Origin of the sequence: Actinomyces culturomici, from assembly GCF_900499005.1 — a bacterium.
Classification (GTDB): Bacteria; Actinomycetota; Actinomycetes; order Actinomycetales; family Actinomycetaceae; genus Pauljensenia; species Pauljensenia culturomici.
This window is the reverse complement of record NZ_LS991317.1, coordinates 591734-611738: the sequence shown is the minus strand read 5'-3', so window position 1 is coordinate 611738 and position 20005 is coordinate 591734. Positions and strand designations below refer to the sequence as shown.

The window sequence follows — 20005 nt, the reverse complement described above, 5'->3', positions numbered from 1 at the left end:
CACCATGCCGCTCACGAGCACCGCCCTCCTCGCCGCCGAGCCGAGCCGGGATCTCTCCTTCGCGGACACCCTCGCGTGGGTCGTCCTCCCCTACCTCGCGATCGTCCTCCTCGTCGTCGGCCTCGTCTGGCGCTACCGAACGGACCAGTACGGGTGGACCTCGCGCTCCTCGAACTGGAACGAGTCGGCGATCCTGCGCTGGTCCTCGCCGATGTTCCACTTCGGCATCCTCTTCGTCGCCGTCGGGCACCTCATGGGTCTCATCGTCCCGAAGACGGTGACGCAGGCGGTCGGGATCAGCCAGGAGGCCTACCACCTCCTCGCGACGATCCCCGGCACGATCGCGGGCGTCGTGACGATCATCGGTCTCGCGGGCCTCCTCTACCGCCGCTTCGTCGTGAAGTCCGTCCGCCTCGCGACGACGAGGAACGACATCGTCACCTACGTCCTCCTCGTCATCCCGATCCTGCTCGGCGCCTTCGCGACGATCTCGACGCAGGTCCTCGGCGGCGCCCACGGCTACGACTACCGCGAGACGATCTCCGTGTGGTTCCGCTCGATCCTCCTGCTCCAGCCGCACCCCGAGCTCATGATCGACACGCCCCTCGCGTTCCGGCTCCACATCGTCGCCGGCATGCTCCTCTTCTGCGTGTGGCCCTTCACGCGCCTCGTCCACGTCGTCTCCGCCCCGGTCGGCTACCTCACGCGCCCCTCGATCGTCTACCGTTCGCGCGACGCGAAGAAGCCGGTCGCCTCCCCGCGGGGTTGGTGACCCGGCGAAGGACTGGCAAACTGGACCGGCTACACCGTTTCGCTTCGGAGATGACCTCATGACCTCACGCGCCGCCTCGCGACCGCGCCCGCTCGCCGACACGCTCGCGACGATGGCGACGCTCACCTCCGCGCAGCACGCCCTGCTCGAGCGCATCGCCGAGCACGACGCGCCCGCGACCGTCGCCGGCCTCGCCGCCGAGGCCGACCTCCACGTCTCCTCGGTCCGTGAGACCCTCGAGGCCCTCTGCGAGATGGGGCTCGTCACCCGCGAGCAGCTCCCCTCCCAGGGACGGGGCCGCCCCGCCCTCGGCTATTCGACGACGACCCCCGCCGACCCGACCTTCCCCGCGCTCATGCTCACGCAGATGGCCGGAGCGGTCCTCGACTGGCTGCGCCTCGGCGCGCCCGAGCCGACCCCCGCGGCCCGCGAGATCGGTCGGAACTGGGCGGATCAAGCGCTCACCGCGATGCGCGTGCCCGACCACTCGCACGGACGGCGCGCCCCCGAGGGCTTCGTCCTCGCCAACCACATGGGGAAGATCCGGATGTTCCTCTCGGCGCTCGGATTCGCCGCGCACCCCTCGAAGACGCACCCGACCGCCCTCGTGCTCACGGCCTGCCCCTTCACCGACCCCGCGGCGCCCGACCCGCTCGCCCTCGAGCTGCGGCGCGGCCTCGTCGAGCGCGCCCTCGAGCGCACGGCCTCCGGACTCGCCTCGTGGACCTACGTCCCCGACGCCTCCGACCCACTGCGCTCCGAGGTGATCCTCGAGACCCTCGCCCCGACCGAAGGGACCCCCCTCATGACGACCGTCCGCTTCTACGGCGGCGCCGCCGAGGCCGCCGGTTCCGATTCCCTCGACATCGACGCGGCGGAGACGCCCTCGACGCTCGGCGTCCTCCTCGACGCGCTGTCCGCGTCGCGCCCCGCCCTCGCGCCGATCCTCGCCGTGTCGAGCTTCCTCGTCGATCAGCGGCCCGCCGACCGCGAGCGCCCCCTCTCGGCGGGCGCCCGCATCGACGTCCTCCCGCCCTTCGCCGGGGGCTGAGCAGCCCTCCGCGACGCGCCCGGCGCCAGTATCCGCGGGCGCGCGCCCCGCACTTCGCCGACCGCTTCGACCCCAGGAGGACCCCATGACCCGCTCCGTTCGCGCGGTGATCACCGAGGAGCCCCTCGACGCGCCCGCGATCGTCGCGGGCGCCCGCGACGAGCTGTGCGGCGCCGTCGCGACCTTCATCGGCGCCGTCCGCAACCACGACGGCGGATCCTCCGTCACCGGCATCGACTACTCCGCGCACCCGCTCGCCGAGGAGACCCTCCGCCAGATCGCCGAGTCGCTCATCGACCGGCCCGGCGTCCACCGGATCGAGGCGTGGCACCGCGTCGGGCGCCTCGACATCGGGGACGACGCGATGGTCGTCGTCGTCGCCGCCGAGCACCGCGCCCAGGCATTCGGCGCGTGCGAGGCCCTCGTCGAGGAGGTCAAGGCACGCCTCCCGATCTGGAAGAAGCAGTACCGGACCGACGGCTCGCACGAGTGGTCCGGACTGCCGTGACGGACCGCTCCATCCGCATCCCCCTGCGCGCCGCGCCCGTTCCCCTCGAGCCCGGCGAACCCGACTGGGAGCGGTACCGCCGCAACTGGCTCGTCGCCGGGATCGGCGAGGCCGGCCAGGCGCGCATCCGCGCCGCCCGTGTCCTCGTCGTCGGGGCCGGCGGGCTCGGCTCCCCAGTCCTCCTCTACCTCGCCGCCGCCGGCGTCGGCACGATCGGCGTCGCCGACTCCGACGCCGTCGAGATCTCGAACCTTCAGCGCCAGCTCCTCCACGCCGAGGGCGACGTCGGCCGCCCGAAGCCCGACTCGGCGGCCGCGCACCTCCACGCGTTGAATTCGGGGATCCGCGTCGAGCGCTTCGGGCACGTCACGCGCGAGTGGCTCGACGCGCACGGGCGCGAATGGGACCTCGTCGTCGAGTGCACGGACACCTTCGACGCGAAGTACCTCGTCGCCGATTGGTGCGCGGACGCGGGAGTCCCCCTCGTCTGGGGGACGGTCGTCGCGATGTCCTACCAGGTCTCCGTCTTCTGGTCCGCAGCGCCCGCCCCCGCGCCCCGGACGACGCTGCGGATGCTCCACCCCGTGCAGCCCGCCCCCGGGACGACGCCCGCGTCGACCGCGGTCGGAGTCCTCGGCCCCGTCGTCGGTCAGACCGGCACCGCCATGGCGACCGAGGCCCTCAAGCTCATCGTCGGTTTCGGCGAGCCGCTCCTCGGACGCGTCCTCGTCGGCGACGCCCTCGCGCAGCGCACCGACGTCCTCGTCTTCGCGCCCTGGGAGGAATCATGAGCCGCGCCGTATCCATCACGGAGCACCGCGCCCTCGTCGAGGGGGCGCTGCCCGTCCTCGATCCCGTCGAGCTCCCGCTCGAGAGGTGCCGCGGCCTCGTCGCCGCCGCGCCCGTCGAGGCCCTCCTCCCCGTCCCGCCCTTCACGAACTCGGCGATGGACGGGTTCGCCGTGCGCGCGCAGGACCTCGTCCCGGACCCGGACGGCGTCGTCGATCTGCCCGTCGCGGGCGACGTCCCCGCCGGCGACACCCGGCGCAACGCGCTCGAACCCGGAACAGCCTGGCGGATCATGACCGGTGCGCCGGTGCCCGAGGGGGCCGACACGGTCGTCAAGGTCGAGATGACCGACCACGCCGCCGGGATCTCCGAGGCGCCCGCGCGCGTCCGCATCCACGAGCTCCCCGCCCCGGGCGCGAACGTCCGGATGCGCGGCGAGGCCGTCGCCCCCGGCGCCCTCGTCCTCCCGGCGGGCACCGTCCTCGAGGCCGGTGCGCTCGCCGCCGCCGCGTCCGTCGGGCGCGGTTCGCTCCTCGTCCACCGGCGCCCCCGCGTCCTCGTCGTCGCGACCGGGTCGGAGCTCGCCGCACCGGGAGAGCCCCTCTCCCACGGGCGCATCCCCGACTCGAACGGCCTCATGCTCGCCGCCCTCGTCGAGGAGGCCGGGGCCGAGGTCGCGGGCGTCCTCGTCGTGCGCGACGAGCCCGCCGAGTTCCTCCGCCTGCTCGCCCGCTCCCCCGAGGCCGACCTCGTCGTCACGGCCGGCGGCATCTCCGAGGGCGCCTTCGAGGTCGTCCGCCTCGCGATCGGCGAGTGCGGCCTCTTCCACCACGTCGCCCAGCAGCCCGGCGGCCCGCAGGGGGTCGGCGTCCTCCCTCTCGGTCCCTCCGCGCGCGAGGTCCCGGTGATCTGCCTGCCCGGAAATCCGGTCTCCGTGTTCGTCTCCTTCCACGTCTACGTCGCGGGCGCGCTCGCCCGGATGGCGGGCAGGGGCGCGGCCCCCGCCGACGCCGCGCCTCCCTCCGACGACTCGGGCGCCTCGAGCTCCGACTCGACGGGGTCGACCGCCCCCGCCCTCGTCGATGGGATCGCGGCCGCGCGATGGACCTCCCCGAAGGCGAAGACGCAGTTCATCCCCGTGCGCGAAGCCCGGCCGCAGGAGATCGACGCTGCGCCCGCCGGCGCCCTCGACTCCGCCGGAGCGAGCGTCCCCGTTGTCCCCGTCCACGCCCTCGGGTCGGGATCTCATCTCGTGAGCTCGCTCGCCGACGCCGACTACCTCGCGGTCGTCCCCGAGGAGGTCCGCGAGGTCGTCCCGGGCCTGCGACTCGACCTCATCCCCGTTCTCGGCCGGAATCCGCGCCCATGACCGACCCGCACCCGGCCGACGCGGCCGGCACGACGAACGGAGCCGCGATGACCGACCTCTCCTTCACCCACCTGCGCGCCGACGGCGCCGCCTACATGGTCGACGTCACCGCGAAGACCCCGACCGTCCGCGAGGCGACCGCCGTCTGCCGCGTCGACTGCTCGCCGCGCGTCATGACCGCCCTGCGCGAAGGGACCGTCCCGAAGGGCGACGTCCTCGCCGTCGCGCGCGTCGCCGGCATCCAGGCGGCGAAACGGGTGCCCGACCTGCTCCCCCTCGCCCACACGATCGGCGTCCACGGGTGCGAGGTCGACCTCGCGCTCGAGGCGGACCACGTCGCGATCCGCTCGACGGTCCGCACGGCCGACCGGACGGGCGTCGAGATGGAGGCCCTCACCTCCGTGACCGTCGCGGCGCTCGCGATCGTCGACATGGTGAAGGGCGTCGACCGGTCCGCGAAGATCACCGAGGCGAAGATCGTCGCGAAGTCCGGCGGCCGCTCGGGCACGTGGACCCGCCCGGAGGACTGACCGTCAGCGGGTGTTCAGCGCCCTCAACGGGGAGACGACGGGCGCTCGGCGGCTCATCAGCGGGCACGCAACGGGCCCTCAGCGGGCGTGGTCGCCGCCGGCGAGCTGGTCGAGGATGTGCGCCACGAGCGGTCCGACGACCGCCACCGCTTCCTTCACGCCCCCGCGCGACCCCGGCGCGTTGACGACGAGCGCGCCCTTCGCGTCCCTCCGCGTGACGCCGACGAGTCCGCGGCTCAGCGCCGCGGCCGGCGCATGCGGCTCCCCCGCCCGGCGCATCGCGTCCTCGAGCCCGGCGATGCGGGTGACGAGGAGCGGCTCGGTCGCCTCCGGAGTGACGTCGCGCGGCGCGAGTCCCGTGCCGCCGGTCGTGACGATCAGCTTGGCGCCCGACGCCACCGAGCGGCCGATCGCGAGGCGGATCTCCTGGACCTCGTCGGGCACGCACTCGAGCTCGGCGTCGACGCCGAAATCCGCGAGCAGCGCCACGGCGAGCGGGCCCGACAGGTCCTCGGCCTCACCGCGCGAGCAGCGATCCGACACGGTGAGAACGACGCCGGGAATACGCTCCGTCGGCGCCGCGGCGTTCGGCTGCGCGAGCATCAGTGCCTCGCGGCCCCGCGCCTGCGCACGGGGATCCCGGCGGCGCTCACTCGATAGTCGACGCCCTCGCCCGGCTCCGCGGCGTGCGCGGCCCTGCGGCTCCTCCGCTTCGGGATCGACGAGGTCGCGGCCGGCGCCTTCTCAGGGGACGAAGACGGAGCAGCGGGCTCGACGACGGCCTCAGACTCTCCGACGGGCGGCGCGTCGACGGAGGTCGGTTTCTCGGCGAGGAGCGCGGCGGGCGCCGCCGTTTCAGAGGCGGGCGCCGCCGGAGCGTCGGCCCTTGCGCCCGATTCGGCGTCGAGTCCGGAAGACACGACCGCGTTCTTCGGCGCGGGCGGCGGGGGGACGGCGGCGGTCGCGAGGGCGACCGGCGCCTGCGCGCGAGCGGTGCGGGCGGGTGCCGGCGCGCCGGCGCCCGCGGTGCGCCCATCGGAGGAGGGAGTCTCAGACTCCGACTCGGCGGGGTTCGCCGCCCCGGCCTCGTCGATCCAGGAGGACACACGCTCGAAGGTCGGTGCGACGACCGGCTCGGCGGCGAGCGCGGCCCGGCCCGTCGGTTCGGCGGTGGTCTCGCGGCGCGATTCGAAGAAGGCGCGGAGCTGGACGGTCGCCTCGGTGCCGAGAACGCCGCCGATCACCTCGACGCGGTGATTGAGGCGCGAATCGTGGAGAACGTCGCGCAGCGAGCCCGCGGCGCCCGCCTTCGGATCCCATGCGCCGAAGACGACGCGGTCGACACGAGCGGCGATCGCCGCCCCCGCGCACATCGTGCACGGCTCGAGCGTGACGACGAGCGTGCAGCCGACGAGGTTCCACCGATGAAGGGTCCGGCCTGCCTCGCGCAGGGCGACGATCTCGGCGTGACCGCAGGGGTCGTGGTCCGCCTCGCGAGTATTCCAGCCCTTGCCGACGATCCTCCCGAGGGAATCGATGACGACGGCGCCGACGGGAACGTCGCCCGACTCGCGCGCGCGGTTGGCGTAGAACAGCGCGCGGCTCATCGCCTCGCGGTACCGATCCATGGGAGTCACGGGGTCAAGACTACCGGCCCGGCCGCGCCCGCAGGAGGGCCGCCGGGCACGATCAGGGACTTCCCAGGGGCGGACGGAAGGCCCGCCAGGAGGGCGCTGCGGGGGTCCCGTGGGCCCGCCCCGGCGCGGTAGCCTTGGACCATGCGCCTCCATGTTGCGGACCATCCGCTGATCAGCCACAAGCTCACCGTCCTCCGCGATCGCGAGACCCCGTCCGCGACCTTCCGCCAGCTCGTCGACGAGCTCGTCACCCTCCTCGCCTACGAGGCGACCCGCCACGTCTCGGTCACCGAGCGCGCGATCAACACGCCCGTCGCCCCGACCATCGGCCGCAAGCTCTCCGAGCCGCGCCCGATCGTCGTCCCCGTGCTCCGCGCGGGCCTCGGCATGCTCGAGGGCATGACCCGCCTCCTCCCGACCGCAGAGGTCGGCTTCCTCGGCATGCGCCGCGACGAGGACACCCTCGAGATCGAGACCTACGCGAACCGCCTCCCCGACGACCTCTCCGGCCGCCAGTGCTTCATCCTCGACCCGATGCTCGCGACCGGTCACACGATGGTCGCCGCGGCGAACTACCTCTTCGAGCGCGGCGCCAAGGACGTCACCTGCGTGTGCCTCCTCGCCGCCCCCGAGGGCCTCGCCGAACTCGAGAAGTTCGTCGGCGATCGCGCCGACGTGTCGGTGGTCGTGGCCGCCGTCGACGACCACCTCAACGAGAAGTCGTACATCGTCCCCGGCCTCGGCGACGCGGGCGACCGCCTCTACGGCATCGTCGACTGACTCCGTCGTTCTCGCTTCGGGCCCGTCCTCGTTCACGAGGGCGGGCCCGCGGCTCATTCCCGGGGAGTTCATCATCACTCTCCTGCGTCGCGCCGCGCACGCGAGCGAGCGTGCGCGGGGCCGCTCGCGGCACCGTCGTCGTGTGAGTCTTGCCGCAGGTGGGAGCCTGGATCTCAACTCTGTTCAACGATTCACATATGCTTCAAAACATGAAGCTCATTCAGACCGATCCCGCACGCAGGAACTACCGCATCGCCGCTCTCGTCGGCATCATCGGCGGCTTCGTCTCCGCCATCGTGAAGTTCGGCTGGGAGGTCCCGCTCCCGCCGCGCACCCCCGAGCGCAACGCGACGAACCCGCCGCAGGCCCTCCTCGAGCTCTTCGGCGTCAACCCCGATCTCACCCACGCGACCTACACCTTCAACGGGAACACCGGCCTCCCGTGGATGTCCTTCCTCATCCACTTCGGCTTCTCGATCGGCGTCGCGGTCGTCTACTGCATCATCGCCGAGCGCTTCCCCCAGGTGAAGCTCTGGCAGGGCGCACTCTTCGGCATCGCCGTCTGGATAGGCTTCCACGTGATCTTCATGCCGCTCATCGGCATCGTCCCCGCCCCGTGGGATCAGCCGTGGCAGGAGCACTTCTCCGAGATCTTCGGCCACATCATCTGGATGTGGGTGATCGAAGTCTTCCGACGCGACATGCGCAACCGCCTCACCAAGCAGCCCGACCCCGAGTTCGCCCTCGAGTCCCGCGCCGCCTGACCAAGGTTTCCCCGGGCCCGTCCTCGTTCACGAGGGCGGGCCCGCGGCTTGTAAGGGGAGGCGACTCGGTCGGCGGGTCCGATCCGGGGGCGGTCCTTCTCCTCCGCGCTTGCGCCACCCTCGTCCGCTCAGCCGACCCGGCCGCTCAGCCGACCTCGGCGGGGCGGGACGGATCGGTGATCCAGTCGCTCCACGAGCCCGCGTAGAGGGCCGGGTCCTCGAGCGCGCCGCTTGCCTCGGCGGCGAGGATCGCATGGCACGCCTGGATGCCGGAGCCGCAGTAGATGCCGACCTTCCTCGCGTCGGTCGCGCCGACGGCCGCGAATCGCTCGGCGAGGATCTCCGCCGGGAGGAACCGCCCGCCCTCATCGACGAGGTCGAGCGCGGGCAACGAGCGAGCACCGGGGATGTGGCCGGCGACGGGGTCGATCGTCTCGTCCTCGCCGCGGAATCGGTTCGCGGGCCGCGCGTCGAGCAGAACTCCGTCCGCCGCGAGGGCCGCCGCGCCCTCGGCGTCGATGAGTCGGCGATGTCCGACATCCGCTGTGAAGTCACCTTCTTCCAGTGCGGCCTCGCCCTCGTCGATCGGATTTCCGGCATCGCGCCAGACCGACCAGCCGCCGTCGAGGACGCGGACGTCCTCGTGCCCGGCCCAGCGGAGGAGCCACCAGGCGCGCGACGCGGCGATCGAGCGCCAGTCGTCGTAAACGACGACGGGTCGGCCCTTGGAGACTCCCGCGGCGCGCATCGCGGCCGCGAAGACCTCGGGGTCGGGAAGCGGGTGGCGGCCGGTCGCACCCGGGAGGTGGGGCGCGGCGAGCGCGCGGTCCATCGCGACGTAGGCGGCGCCGGGGATGTGCCCGGCGAGGTACTCGGCGTGCCCGTCGACGCTGGAGCCGGGGCCCGGATACCGGACGTCGAGGAGGACGGGGCGGTTCGCGGGATCGCCCGCGAGGAGGGCGGCGAGCTCATCGACGTCGACGAGCGGGGAGATCCTGGAGCTCATGGGCCCACACTACCCGGGCGGCGCTCGGCCGAACGGGCGAGCGCCGCCCAGCGCGGACCCGAGTGAGGAAGGAGGAGATCCCCTCGACGCACGAAGGTGATGCTCTCGGCGAAGGGCGGGTAATGCCGTCGGCGCGGGTCGGGTAATGCTTTCGGCGAATAGGGGAGGAAGAGCGAAGCGCTCAGGCGCGACACGAATAGCGGTGGGGCCCGCGCGGCGCGCGGGCCCCACCGGGAGTTCCCTCAGACTCGGCGGCCGAGAAATCGGCGCTCAGGAGCGACCTCGACCGAGCCGTGTCGAAGGCGATCGGACCGCCTGTCGAGTGGAGCGCTCGGCTCCGACTCGGCGACCAACGCCCGATCGACCGACGATCAGAACGCCGGGATGACCGAGCCGTCGGTCCAGGTGTCCTCGATGTACTTCTTCACCTGGTCGGAGTGGAGGAGCTTCTCGAGCTTCGCGATCGCATCGGCCTTGTCCGTGCCGGTCTTCCACACGAGGACGTTGACCGCGGGGTTGTCCTTCGGCGACTCGACGACGAGCGCGTCCTTGGCCTGCGAAAGGCCGCCCTCCTGGGCGAAGTTGCCGTTGATGACCGCGGCGTCGACGTCGTCGAGCGAGCGGACGAGCTGCGGGCCCTGGACCTCCTTGAAGGTGAAGTCCTTGAGGATCTTCACGTTGTTGACGTTCGCGTCCGAGCCGTCCGTCGGAAGCTCGACGAGGCCCTGATCGGCGAGAAGCTTGAGCGCGCGCGACTGGTTCGTGACGTCGTCGATGATGCCGATCGTCGCGCCCGCCGGGAGCTCGTCGAGCGACTTGATCTTGTTCGAGTAGACGGCGAGCGGCTCGAGGTGGACGCCCTCGCCGGCGGTGAAGTCGTAACCGTTCTCCTGCTCCTGCTGCTCGAGGTAGGGGACGGTCTGGAAGTAGTTCGCGTCGAGCGAGCCGTCGTTGAGGGCCGAGTTCGGCTGCACGTAGTCCGTGTACTCGACGATCTTGAGGTCGAGGCCCGCATCGGCCGCGAGGTTGTCCTCGATGTACTGGAGGATCTTCGCGTGCGGCGAGGGCGAGGCGCCGACCGTCAGGGTGACGGTCTCGGCGGAGGAGCCCGAAGCGGCCGAATCGGAGGAGCTCGACGAGCTCGAGCCGGAGCAGGCGGAAAGGCCGAGGGCGAGGACGGCGGCCGCGGATGCGGCCACGAGCGTGCGGATGGAGCGCATGAGGATCTCTTTTCTGTGTCGACCTCCGATCAGGAGGGCCACCGCGGAGCGGCCGCGACCTCGTCGATCGGGGGAAATCTGCCGGCGGAGCGAATCCGCGCGAAGGGGGATGGAATTCGGGAGGGTGTGCTGGGCTCTGTCATCACCCGGCCGGTGGTCGCCTCAGCGGTGGTCCACCAGCCGGCTGCACATGTCGCCGATCATCTGAACGGCCTGGACGATGAGGATGATCGCGACGACGGTGGAGATCATGACGTCGTCCTCGAACCGGTTGTACCCGTAGTTGATGGCCATCTGGCCGAGGCCGCCGCCGCCGACCGCGCCCGCCATCGCCGAGTAGCCGATGAGGGTGATCGCGAGCGTCGTGATCGATTGGATGAGCATCGGGGCCGCCTCGCGGACCTGGACGCCCCAGCGGATCTGGCGGTTGGAGGCGCCCATCATCTGCGCCGCCTCGATCTTGCCGCCGTCGACCGCGAGAATGTTCGACTCGACGAGGCGCGCGAAGTAGGGGACGGACAGGAGGACGAGGGGGACGACCGTCGCCTGCCAGCCGAGGGACGTGCCGACGATGAGGCGCGTCACCGGGATGAGGACGACGATGCCGATGATGAAAGGGAAAGAGCGGATGACGTTGACGATCGTCGACGTCGTCTCGTAGACGGGCCGATTCGGCGTGAGCCCGTTCTTCGCGGTCTGCACGAGGAGGAGGCCGAGCGGCACGCCGAGGAGGACCGTGAGCAGGGTGGAGAAGCTCATCATGAGGAGCGTCTCGCCGATCGCGGGGAGGAACTGCTTCGTCAGCGCCGGGTTGTCGAGCCACTTCGGGTCGTTGACGCCCGCGGGGACGAGGGCGGCCGCGCGCAGGGCCGCGGCGGACAGGGCGGGGAGAACGGCGGTCACAGCGACCTCACCTCCGCGTAGATGCCGTCGTCGCGCAGACGGCCGATGATCTGCTGGGCGTGGTAGCTCGGCACCGAGAGGGCGAGCCTGCCGACCTGCGTCGTCCCGATCGACTCGAAGGTGCCGGCCGTGACGTCGGCGCCCATCGACGCCGCGAGATTGAGGACGGTCGCGCCCGTGGGGACGCCCGGGTGCGAGGTGAAGATGACGTCGAGAAGCGTCGCGTCCTCGCGCAGGTCCGCGTCGTCGACCGCGGGGGCGGGGACGAGTTCGCGGGCGAGGGGACTCGTCGCGTCGGCGACGACCTCGGCGACCGTGCCCGTCTGGACGACGCGGCCGCGGCCGAGGAGTGTGACGGAGTCGCAGATCTCGCGGACGACCGCCATCTCGTGGGTGATGACGAGGACGGTGACGCCCTCGGACTCGCGGATCGAGCGGATGAGCTCGAGGATCTGGCGGGTCGACTCGGTGTCGAGCGCGGAGGTCGGCTCGTCGCAGAGGAGGACGCCCGGGTTGTCGGCGAGCGCGCGGGCGATGCCGACGCGCTGGCGCTGGCCGCCGGACAGCTGCGAGGGGTAGGAGTCGCCGCGGCCGGCGAGGCCGACGAGGGCGAGCAGCTCCTCGACGCGCGCCTTGACCTTCTCCTTCGGGACGCCTGCGAGCTTGAGCGGATAGCCGATGTTCTGGGCGGCGGTCCGCGAATCGAGGAGGTTCGCGGACTGGAACACCATGCCGATGGCGCGGCGGGCCTCGCGCAGCTCCTTGCCGCGCAGGCGGGCGAGGTCGAGGCCGTCGACGACGATCTCCCCGTCGGTCGGGTGCTCGAGGGCGGTGAGGCAGCGGATGAGGGTCGACTTCCCGGCGCCGGACTGGCCGACGATGCCGTGGATGGAGCCGCGCTCGACGTGGAGGGTCACGTCGTCGAGGGCGACGACTTCATTGCCGCCCTTGACGGTGTAGACCTTGCGGACTCCGCGAAGGTCGATCATGTGGTCCTCCGGATGATCGCTTCCCTGTGCCTGATGCTGGTTTCAGCATAGGTGGAGCCCCAAAGCGCCCCAAATCCGGTGTCACACAGCTCCACGATGCGGGACGGAACTTCCTGCGACCTGCGATTTCATGAGGTTGCGAATTGGTCTCGGCCCGGTCGCCGGCGCGCTCAGGGGAGGAGCGCGGCGACCCCGAGCCCGGCGAACAGGGCGACGAGGGCGCAGCCCCACACCCCGATGAGGAGGAGGATCGCGGCGCCCCGCCTGCCGGCGTGCCAGAGGTTCCAGCAGTCCATGACCGCGGTGGAGAAGGTCGTGAAGCCGCCGAGGAATCCGGTGGACACGACGAGCCTCCAGCCGGGCGCCGCGGCAAGGGCTCCGCCGAGGAGGCCGACGAGGAAGCAGCCGAGCACGTTGACGGTCGCGATGCCGAGGAGCGGCGGGACGGCGGGGGCCCTGTGAGCGCTCCCCGACTTCGAGCGCGTGGCGACGAACGCGACGATGCGCTCGCGCACCGCAAGGTCGAGGCGCCACCGCGAAAGCGCCCCGAGCGATCCGCCGAGGGCGAGGCCGAGCCAGGCGAGGACGCCGATCATCGGTCGGTCTCCTTCCCGTGGGGCCGGCCGGACCGGTCCTTCGCAGCTTCCGCATTCTCCTCGCTGCGGCGCTCAGCGGCGCCGCGGCTGCGGACGAGGAGCCAACCCGCGCCGGCGGCGGCGACCCCGATGACGAGGAGGAGCAAAGAGCCGGCGGCAGCGCCGAAGATCCCGAGGACGTCCGCCCGGCCCGCACGGTCGAGCATCGCCGTCCCGGTCGCGCCGATGAGCGTTCCGTAGGTCGTGAAGGCCCCGGCGAATCCCGTGGCCGCGAAGAGGCGCAGGCGGACGAGGCCGGGCGAGGGCGCCGCCCTGCGCGCGAGGATCGCCGACAGCGCGCCGAGGAAGAAGGCGCCGCCGAGATCGACGAGGACGGTCGACCACGCGACGAGGAGGAAGGAGGCGACGGGGCCCGACCAGGGCGCCGCTTGAGCGAGCGCGTCGAGTCCTCCGCGCGCGAGGGTGCCGAGCGCTCCGCCGAGAGCGACGAAGATCCAGTCGGGAATGTCGTGCGCGAGGCGTCGGCGCATCCTCGCAGGTGGCGGGCTGAGCGGGAAGCGGCTCTTGGATGCTGCGGTGGCGGACACGCGGTCAGTGTAAGGAGAAGCGAGAAGTGAGGAAGGAAGGGAGCGCTCGCACCAGAGAAATGGGAGCGTTGAGCACGGAAAATCGGGAGCGTTGAGATTGGAAAGTCGGCCGCGAGCCCGTCTCCGCCCGCAGAAACGCACACAGTTTCGACGTTTTCACGGTTCAGCCCGGGAATACCGCCGAAGAACCCGCAGGTCAAAGGCCTACGCGTTGTGTGGCGCACGGGAAACTGTGTGCGTTCTTGCGGGTTGGCGGCGAGTGAGCGCCGGATCACGAGCGAATCGGGAGCCGGTTCGTACACTGGGCCGGTGACCGACTCCCCCGACGTGGCGCCCGCGACTCCGCAAGCGCCCGTGCCGACCTCGTCCTCCGCGGCGCCCGCGGCCGTCCGCGCCGATGTCGCCGCCACGACGCCCGAAGCGGCGGGCGTCGGCCGCTTCGCGCCCTCGCCGACCGGGGACTTCCACGTCGGGAACCTGCGGACCGCCCTCCTTGCGTGGATCTGGGCGCGCCGCACGGGGCGCGCCTTCGTCCTGCGCCTCGAGGACATCGACCGCGTCCGCTCGGGCAGCGCCGACCGCCAGCTCGCCGACCTCGAGGCGATCGGCGTCGAATGGGACGGCGCCCCGCTCGTCCAGTCGACGCGCTACGGCGCCCACGCCGACGCCCTGCGGAACCTCGATGAGAGGGGCCTCGTCTTCGAGTGCTACTGCTCGCGCCGCGACATCCGCGAGGCGGGGTCGGCCCCCCACGTCCCGCCGGGCCACTACCCGGGCACCTGCCTCGACCTCACCGACGCGGAGCGGGAGCTGCGCCGCACCGCCGTCGCGCGCGAGCACCGCTCCCCCGCCGTCCGACTGCGCGCGCCCGCCGCGACCTGGACCGTTCACGACGAGCTCCACGGCGAGTTCACCGGCCCGGTCGACCACTTCGTCGTGCGGCGAGCCGACGGGGCGCCCGCCTACAACCTCGCGGCGGTCGTCGACGATGGCTTCCAGGGCATCGACCAGGTCGTGCGCGGCGACGACCTCCTCGGGCAGGCGCCCGCACAGGCGGCGCTCGCGACCCTCCTCGGCATCCCGGTCCCGACCTACGTCCACGTGCCGCTCGCGCTCGCGCCGACCGGCGCCCGGCTCGCCAAGCGCGACGGCGCGGTGACGCTCGCCGATCTGCGGGCGCTCGGCTGGGAGACCGCGGACGTCGTCGAGTGGATCGGCCGCTCCCTCGGCGTCGAGAGCGCCTCGACGGGCGCCGACCTCCTCGACGCGCTCGACCTGCCGGCCCTGCGCGCCCTCCCCCTCGATCCGTGGATCGTCGAGCCGCCGACCGACCGCCCGTCGCGCACCCGCTGACCCGGAACGCGCAGCGCCCCTTCCTCTCCGATCGACGAGGGCGCGGCCGGTGCCCCGAGAGCGGGGAAAGGAGATCCCCTCGACGGACGAAGGTGATGCTTTCGACGCGGGAATCCGGGAGAGGGCCGGGCTCTGGCAGACTGGGCGCATGGACGTCTTCCAGAAGCTCTTCGGGTACAAGGAGCCGACCCTCATCGTCGCGGAGTCGGACTCGTGGACGGAGCTGCCCGCCTCCGATGAGCTCGACCGGGCGATCGCGAAGCGCGCGAAGAAGGAGAAGTGGGCCGAGCCCGCGGGAGAGGCGCACAAGTTCCACTGCCTCGTCCAGCTCGTCGGCGCGTTCTCCTCCGGATCGCTCGAGGTCGACAGCCTCGGCTCGCGGATCGCGATCATCGATCACGAGACCGGGGCGGAGACCATCGAACGGATGCGCGCGGACAACGGCGTGCGCACGACGGCGGTGAAGGCTCTGGCGACACGTGACGACGGTGGGCGTTGGAGGGTGAGCGTCAATATCTGACGGCGCGGTCGGCGTCGATCGCGGGAGTGGGATTATAGGATAAAATGTGTTGGTCGGGTCTAGTCCCAGTCGGTGCGGTAGGGGCTGTGGTGGTGGAGTTCGTGCCAGGCGATGGCGTCTCCCCATTGGGGGATGATGCCGGCGGCGGGGTGGTCGCGTGAGGCCTGTTNTTATAGGATAAAATGTGTTGGTCGGGTCTAGTCCCAGTCGGTGCGGTAGGGGCTGTGGTGGTGGAGTTCGTGCCAGGCGATGGCGTCTCCCCATTGGGGGATGATGCCGGCGGCGGGGTGGTCGCGTGAGGCCTGTTGCCAGGCCTGTTCGATCTGGGTGTCGGTGGGCATGACTTTCAGGATCTGAGCGGCCGGCAAGGGGCGTTCCGTGTGCATGTAGCACCACCAGAAGATCGCCTTGATCCTGCGCGTGAGCCGCATCCCCCGGTGGTCGCGCAGCATTTGGCGCAGGGGCGCGTTCGTGGCTCCTTCGATCTGGTTGTTCATCGCCGGCATCGCCTGCCCCCAGGTGGGGTCGCAGAACGTGAACAACACGCCCCTCGCCAGTAGCCGGTTCAGGCTGTTACGGGCGCGCACGAGCCGCTCATGCGTGTACTCCCACCCGCCATCGTCTCTGGGCGTCTTCTCGGCGAGGAACACCTCCCACCGCTCACACCACCCCCTGTAGTCCTCCACCCACGCCTCGGCCTGCGAAATGTCGGTGACGCGAATGAGCTGCTTGCCCAGGGCGTACAGCTCTTTGGACGCAGGCAGCTTCGGACGGGTCGTTGTCGCTTCCTTCACCTTCGAAAACGCGTGAAACGTGCACCGCTGCACCCGCGAATCCGGCCAGATCTTCTTACGCGCCTTCTCGAACCCGCTCCCCCCATCGGTGACCACCAGCTCCGGAGGGGCGATCCTGCTCATGAGGGCCTCCCAGGCGCGCGAGTTCTCCGTCCTGGCCACATGACCTGCCCACCACATGCTCACGCGTCTGGGCGATCACCACGACCGCCTTGCGGCCCAGATGAATCCCGTCGACGAACACGACCTCGTGCACCTCATCGACCACGGGAGCGAAAGGCCAGACCTCCCACAGGTGCTGGCACCGCCGCCGAAACGACCTCCCGCCCCCAGGCATATCCGCCTGACGGGCCCCGCTGAGCAACCAGGAAAGGAACTCGCCCAGGTGCTTGGCCGACGCGTCAATCTCATTCAGACCGGTGACATTGCAGGCCGTACACCTCCACCGCTGCCGTCCAGCTGACGTCTTCCCATGACGCGTCATCCGACCACCACACACAGGGCACGAAGCAGTATTCACCCCGAGAGGCAAACACACCCAACTAAAACCCGGACTTTCCCGCACCACAGAGCCGAAAAACCCCGATCAGACCAACAGATTCTGTCCACCCTCATAGTTGGCCGCCACCAACTAAAACCCAGACTTTCCCGCACCAGCACAACGAAAAGTCCCAGTCAGACCAACACGAGGTGTCCTTTAACCCCGGGAGTGCCCGTCCGAATCCGAGGGACGGCGAGAACCCCCCAGAAAAACGCAGAACCCCGACCGGTGGATCGCACCGAGCGGGGCCGCTGCGCGCCCGAAGGGACTCGAACCCCCAACCTTCTGATCCGTAGTCAGATGCTCTATCCATTGAGCTACGGGCGCATCGCCGTTTGGCTGACGCCAACTGTACGCGGTCCCCCGCCGCGAACACAAACCGACGCATGGGGCTTCCATCACACGAGGTCGAAGGACCTGCCCGGGCCCCGACCTCGTACGAATTGAGAGGCGCCGCGCGAGCGCGCGGACGGCGGAGGCGTCAGTACATCGCCGCGGGGATCGAGTGCTCGTCGATGAGGGCGAGCTCGTCGGCGCTGAAGTCGAGCCGATCGAGCGCGCCGACCGAATCGCGCAGCTGCCTGGCCGAGGACGCGCCGACGAGAACCGTCGTCACCCGCTCGTCGCGCAGGGGCCAGGCGAGCGCCATCTGCGCGAGGGTCTGTCCCCGGTCCTTCGCGAGCGCGTCGAGGGCGCGCAGGTGCCCGATGCGCTCGTCGGTGAGGACGTCCGGGGAGAGGTAGCGCTGCTCGGTGACGCGCGAACCCGCCGGGAAGCGGTCCTCGCCGAGGTACTTCGAGGTGAGGAGCCCCTGGGCGAGCGGGCTGAAGACCGCCATGCCGAGCCCGAGCTCGCCGCAGACGTCGAGCAGCCCGTTCTCCACGTGCCGGTCGAGCATCGAGTAGCGCGGCTGGTGGATGACGAGGGGGAGGCGGATCTCGCGGGCGAGCTCGACGGCCCGGCGCGTCTGCTCCGGGTCGTAGGAGGAGATGCCGACGTAGAGGGCCTTGCCGGAGCGGACCGCCTGATCGAGGGCGCCGATCGTCTCTTCGAGCGGGGTCGTCGGATCGAATCGGTGCGAGTAGAAGATGTCGACGTAGTCAAGGCCCATGCGCGACAGCGACTGGTCGAGCGAGGAGAGGATGTACTTCCTCCCGCCGCCGCCCGCACCGTAGGGGCCGGCCCACATGTCGTACCCGGCCTTCGAGACGATCACCATCTCATCGCGGTACGTCCTGAAGTCGTGGGCGAGGTGGCGCCCGAAGTTCGCCTCGGCGCTCCCGTAGGGGACGCCGTAGTTGTTCGCGAGGTCGAACTGCGTGATCCCGAGGTCGAAGGCCGTCCGCAGGATCTCGCGCTGCGACGCCATCGAGTGGTCATCCCCGAAGTTGTGCCACAGGCCGAGGCTGATCATCGGCAGGTCGAGCCCGGACCTCCCGCACCGCCGGTAGCGGGCGCCGGGGGCCTCGTACCGGCCGGGGTCGGCGCTCCAGCGGGCGTCGAACTGCTGCGGGGCGATCGGCTCGCCGAGGTCGGCGCGGTTGCTCGTCATGGGTCCTCCATCGGACTGCTCCCGGCGCCCGTCCCCCGCGCTCGGCCCACTTCTCATCGACGAGGGCGGGGCGGCGCGCCGGACCAGGGGGACCGGAATGGCGGTGAAACTGAGGATCCTCCACGCACCCGGCAGCGCACCCTTATCCTTGCTGCCTTCCGGCCCTGGGGAGGTTCGGATGATACCGTCACGTGGAGGATCGGGCTCCAGTCTACACGGTGCCGACGCGCCCCGCCGAACCGCTTGCATGACGCCGACTCTGCCCCGCCCCTCCCGGAAGGTCATCCGCCTGCCCTCGTCCACAGGCGACCTCGATGGGCCCGGAGACGATGCGACGGCGACGTAGGATCGAGCGTATGGCCGAAGTTACCGAGTATCAGTGGGCTGCAGTTCGCAGAATCTCACAGGACCACCACGACTCGACTTTGTCCCTGCGGAGGCTCGGGCCGATCATGCCCTCACGAGTCGATGCCGGTGCGCATTCCGAATGCGTCGCCAACATCGTCAAGGAACTCGCGTCCTCGATCGCGAGTTTATCTGCCTACGTGGAGACGATCGGCGACCGCGTTGACCAAACTCTGACGAACATGCAGACCATGGAAGATGTTCTCGCCGCCGAATTCACGAGATTCGCGAACGGAGGTGACAGCAGTGTCTGATGCATTCGACACAACGATTCCCGGCATTCCGGCGGATCTCTATGAGGCGAGCGCCTGGTTCGCGGACTGCTTCAACTCTTTGGATGAAGTGCAGGATTGCCTTGTTCATGCAGCAAACATTCGCGAAGCTGCGTGGCAGGGCGCGGCCTCCGATGCCTACTACGCGGTCTCCGGCGGCTTGTCCACGCTCATCCTTGATGATCCAAGCGCGACTGAGGGAAGGCTCCGATATCCTGCAGACGTACGGCGACCAGCTGTGTCGAGCTCAAAGAGACATGGCGGAGATTCTCGATGAGGCCAAGGTCGGAGGCCTCGTGACCAACGGCCCTTTCATCCAGCATCCATTCCTCACTGTCGACCCGGCCCAGTATGCCGATCCATCCTTCGCCGGAAAGGTCGAACTCGCCGAACGCCGGGCGATTCTCTATGAGCACCTGGAATCCGAGGCTGAGAACGCGGCCAATGAGCTGGAGACTTGGGTGGCGGAGTACGTCATACCCTTTGAGAACAAGATCATGGCGATCGATCTCAACGGTCTGCTCAGCGATCTGGCACAGAATCTCGGCATCGCCGCTGTGGAGGTCTCCGGCGGCACTCTGATCGCGAACGCAGAATCGCTGAGCAGCGAGGCTGCAAGCCTGGCTAATCGGGCAGACAGCGCAGCGGAGCTCAGCCCCCTGAAGGACATCGGTTTCCCTTCGCGCAAGGCGCAGAGCCTTTCGCGAGCCGCTGGAGCGCACCTCGCATCCTCCCAGCTCTCACACGTCTTGGGCAAGGGCCTTGGTGGGCTGAGCTCGCTCGGGGATGTCATCGTGACTGCGAAGAACATCTGGACATCGGACAACTCTTCAGCAGAGGTCGTCGAGGCGGGTTGCGGGTCTCTAGCGACTGCTGCAACCGCCTTTCTCGGGAGTGGCCCGGGACTTGCCATTGGAGTGGGTGTCGCATCCGCGATTGGCGGAGAGTACCTGTACAGGGGCATTACTCCATTGGAAACCCAAGAGGAGTTCGATGATGTCATTGAACGTGTACGGGACACAATCGATGACACGGTCGACGGGATCATTCACGACTACTGAACCGCC

General features: G+C 70.4%; 22 protein-coding genes, 1 tRNA gene, 1 other RNA gene and 1 pseudogene. 13 read left to right on the top strand and 12 right to left on the bottom strand.

Annotation, left to right across the window (positions count from 1 at the left end):
- The first annotated feature begins 4 nt into the window (after positions 1-4).
- The 6 genes from narI (at position 5) to moaC (ending at position 5019) form a co-directional block, all read left to right on the top strand.
- Positions 5-772 (top strand): respiratory nitrate reductase subunit gamma, encoded by a 768-nt coding sequence (narI, locus tag DY157_RS09820; protein ID WP_115728488.1) that lies wholly within the window; start codon positions 5-7, stop codon positions 770-772.
- A gap of 58 nt (positions 773-830) precedes the next feature.
- Complete coding sequence (locus tag DY157_RS09815; RefSeq protein WP_235827164.1) at positions 831-1823, top strand: MoaD/ThiS family protein; 993 nt, start codon at positions 831-833, stop codon at positions 1821-1823.
- Between the two features lie 85 nt (positions 1824-1908).
- The gene (locus tag DY157_RS09810; RefSeq protein WP_115728426.1) at positions 1909-2331 is read left to right on the top strand and encodes a molybdenum cofactor biosynthesis protein MoaE; all 423 of its coding nucleotides are present in this window, start codon (positions 1909-1911) and stop codon (positions 2329-2331) included.
- Positions 2328-3122, top strand: coding sequence for a HesA/MoeB/ThiF family protein (locus DY157_RS09805; RefSeq protein WP_235827161.1), 795 nt, complete (start codon positions 2328-2330; stop codon positions 3120-3122). The genes DY157_RS09810 and DY157_RS09805 overlap by 4 nt, the downstream gene beginning before the upstream one ends.
- Positions 3119-4489 carry a molybdopterin molybdotransferase MoeA gene (locus tag DY157_RS09800; protein WP_174232153.1) on the top strand — a complete coding sequence of 457 codons (1371 nt, stop codon included), beginning with the start codon at positions 3119-3121 and terminating at the stop codon, positions 4487-4489. The genes DY157_RS09805 and DY157_RS09800 overlap by 4 nt, the downstream gene beginning before the upstream one ends.
- 47 nt (positions 4490-4536) lie before the next feature.
- Positions 4537-5019 carry a cyclic pyranopterin monophosphate synthase MoaC gene (gene moaC / locus DY157_RS09795; RefSeq protein WP_115728485.1) on the top strand — a complete coding sequence of 161 codons (483 nt, stop codon included), beginning with the start codon at positions 4537-4539 and terminating at the stop codon, positions 5017-5019.
- Between the two features lie 78 nt (positions 5020-5097).
- Here moaC and DY157_RS09790 read toward each other — a convergent pair whose 3' ends face one another.
- Positions 5098-5622 carry a MogA/MoaB family molybdenum cofactor biosynthesis protein gene (locus DY157_RS09790; RefSeq protein WP_115728424.1) on the bottom strand — a complete coding sequence of 175 codons (525 nt, stop codon included), beginning with the start codon at positions 5620-5622 and terminating at the stop codon, positions 5098-5100.
- Positions 5622-6647: a tRNA adenosine(34) deaminase TadA gene (gene tadA / locus DY157_RS11805; RefSeq protein WP_235827183.1), complete on the bottom strand. Its 1026-nt coding sequence runs from the start codon at positions 6645-6647 to the stop codon at positions 5622-5624. Before tadA ends, DY157_RS09790 begins: the two co-directional genes overlap by 1 nt.
- Before the next feature lie 150 nt (positions 6648-6797).
- Here tadA and upp point away from each other — a divergent pair, with 150 nt between their 5' ends.
- Together upp and DY157_RS09775 are read left to right on the top strand one after the other, a co-directional pair.
- The gene (upp, locus tag DY157_RS09780) at positions 6798-7436 is read left to right on the top strand and encodes a uracil phosphoribosyltransferase (protein WP_115728423.1); all 639 of its coding nucleotides are present in this window, start codon (positions 6798-6800) and stop codon (positions 7434-7436) included.
- 209 nt (positions 7437-7645) lie between these two features.
- Entirely contained in the window at positions 7646-8200 is a 555-nt protein-coding gene (locus DY157_RS09775) for a YagU family protein (RefSeq protein ID WP_115728484.1), read from the top strand.
- 145 nt (positions 8201-8345) lie between these two features.
- Here the strand turns inward: DY157_RS09775 and DY157_RS09770 are convergent, their stop codons facing one another.
- The 6 genes from DY157_RS09770 to DY157_RS09745 form a co-directional block, all read right to left on the bottom strand.
- On the bottom strand, positions 8346-9206 hold the full coding sequence (locus tag DY157_RS09770) for a sulfurtransferase (protein ID WP_115728422.1): 861 nt from the start codon (positions 9204-9206) through the stop codon (positions 8346-8348).
- A gap of 371 nt (positions 9207-9577) precedes the next feature.
- Complete coding sequence (locus tag DY157_RS09765; protein WP_115728421.1) at positions 9578-10426, bottom strand: MetQ/NlpA family ABC transporter substrate-binding protein; 849 nt, start codon at positions 10424-10426, stop codon at positions 9578-9580.
- A gap of 162 nt (positions 10427-10588) precedes the next feature.
- Positions 10589-11329: a methionine ABC transporter permease gene (locus tag DY157_RS09760; RefSeq protein ID WP_115728420.1), complete on the bottom strand. Its 741-nt coding sequence runs from the start codon at positions 11327-11329 to the stop codon at positions 10589-10591.
- Positions 11326-12318 carry a methionine ABC transporter ATP-binding protein gene (locus DY157_RS09755; RefSeq protein ID WP_115728419.1) on the bottom strand — a complete coding sequence of 331 codons (993 nt, stop codon included), beginning with the start codon at positions 12316-12318 and terminating at the stop codon, positions 11326-11328. Before DY157_RS09755 ends, DY157_RS09760 begins: the two co-directional genes overlap by 4 nt.
- Before the next feature lie 170 nt (positions 12319-12488).
- A complete protein-coding gene (locus tag DY157_RS09750; RefSeq protein ID WP_115728418.1) occupies positions 12489-12914 on the bottom strand; it encodes a fluoride efflux transporter FluC in 426 nt (141 codons plus the stop codon).
- Positions 12911-13501: a fluoride efflux transporter FluC gene (locus tag DY157_RS09745; protein WP_235827160.1), complete on the bottom strand. Its 591-nt coding sequence runs from the start codon at positions 13499-13501 to the stop codon at positions 12911-12913. The genes DY157_RS09750 and DY157_RS09745 overlap by 4 nt, the downstream gene beginning before the upstream one ends.
- Positions 13502-13810: 309 nt before the next feature.
- On the opposite strand from DY157_RS09745, the gene gluQRS reads away from it, so the two are divergent.
- On the top strand, positions 13811-14854 hold the full coding sequence (gene gluQRS / locus DY157_RS09740) for a tRNA glutamyl-Q(34) synthetase GluQRS (protein WP_268876501.1): 1044 nt from the start codon (positions 13811-13813) through the stop codon (positions 14852-14854).
- Positions 14855-15002: 148 nt separating this feature from the next.
- Positions 15003-15374 (top strand): hypothetical protein, encoded by a 372-nt coding sequence (locus DY157_RS09735; protein ID WP_115728416.1) that lies wholly within the window; start codon positions 15003-15005, stop codon positions 15372-15374.
- A 197-nt stretch (positions 15375-15571) separates the two neighbouring features.
- Here DY157_RS09735 and DY157_RS09730 read toward each other — a convergent pair.
- From DY157_RS09730 to ffs, 4 genes and pseudogenes are all read right to left on the bottom strand, one after another.
- Positions 15572-16688 (bottom strand): annotated as a pseudogene (locus tag DY157_RS09730) (IS1249 family transposase).
- 275 nt (positions 16689-16963) lie between these two features.
- A tRNA-Arg gene (locus DY157_RS09725) sits at positions 16964-17036 on the bottom strand.
- Positions 17037-17190: 154 nt separating this feature from the next.
- Positions 17191-18261, bottom strand: a complete 1071-nt coding sequence (locus DY157_RS09720; protein ID WP_115728415.1) for an aldo/keto reductase — start codon at positions 18259-18261, stop codon at positions 17191-17193.
- Positions 18262-18369: 108 nt separating this feature from the next.
- Positions 18370-18465, bottom strand: an RNA gene (ffs, locus tag DY157_RS09715) — signal recognition particle sRNA small type.
- Positions 18466-18617: 152 nt separating this feature from the next.
- Between ffs and DY157_RS09710 the strand changes: the two genes are divergently transcribed.
- The 3 genes from DY157_RS09710 to DY157_RS09705 are packed head-to-tail and all read left to right on the top strand — an operon-like array spanning position 18618 to position 19999.
- Positions 18618-18920 carry a hypothetical protein gene (locus DY157_RS09710; protein WP_115728414.1) on the top strand — a complete coding sequence of 101 codons (303 nt, stop codon included), beginning with the start codon at positions 18618-18620 and terminating at the stop codon, positions 18918-18920.
- On the top strand, positions 18913-19215 hold the full coding sequence (locus DY157_RS11435; protein WP_160159525.1) for a hypothetical protein: 303 nt from the start codon (positions 18913-18915) through the stop codon (positions 19213-19215). Before DY157_RS09710 ends, DY157_RS11435 begins: the two co-directional genes overlap by 8 nt.
- Positions 19196-19999, top strand: a complete 804-nt coding sequence (locus tag DY157_RS09705; RefSeq protein ID WP_115728413.1) for a hypothetical protein — start codon at positions 19196-19198, stop codon at positions 19997-19999. The genes DY157_RS11435 and DY157_RS09705 overlap by 20 nt, the downstream gene beginning before the upstream one ends.
- Positions 20000-20005: the final 6 nt, after the last annotated feature.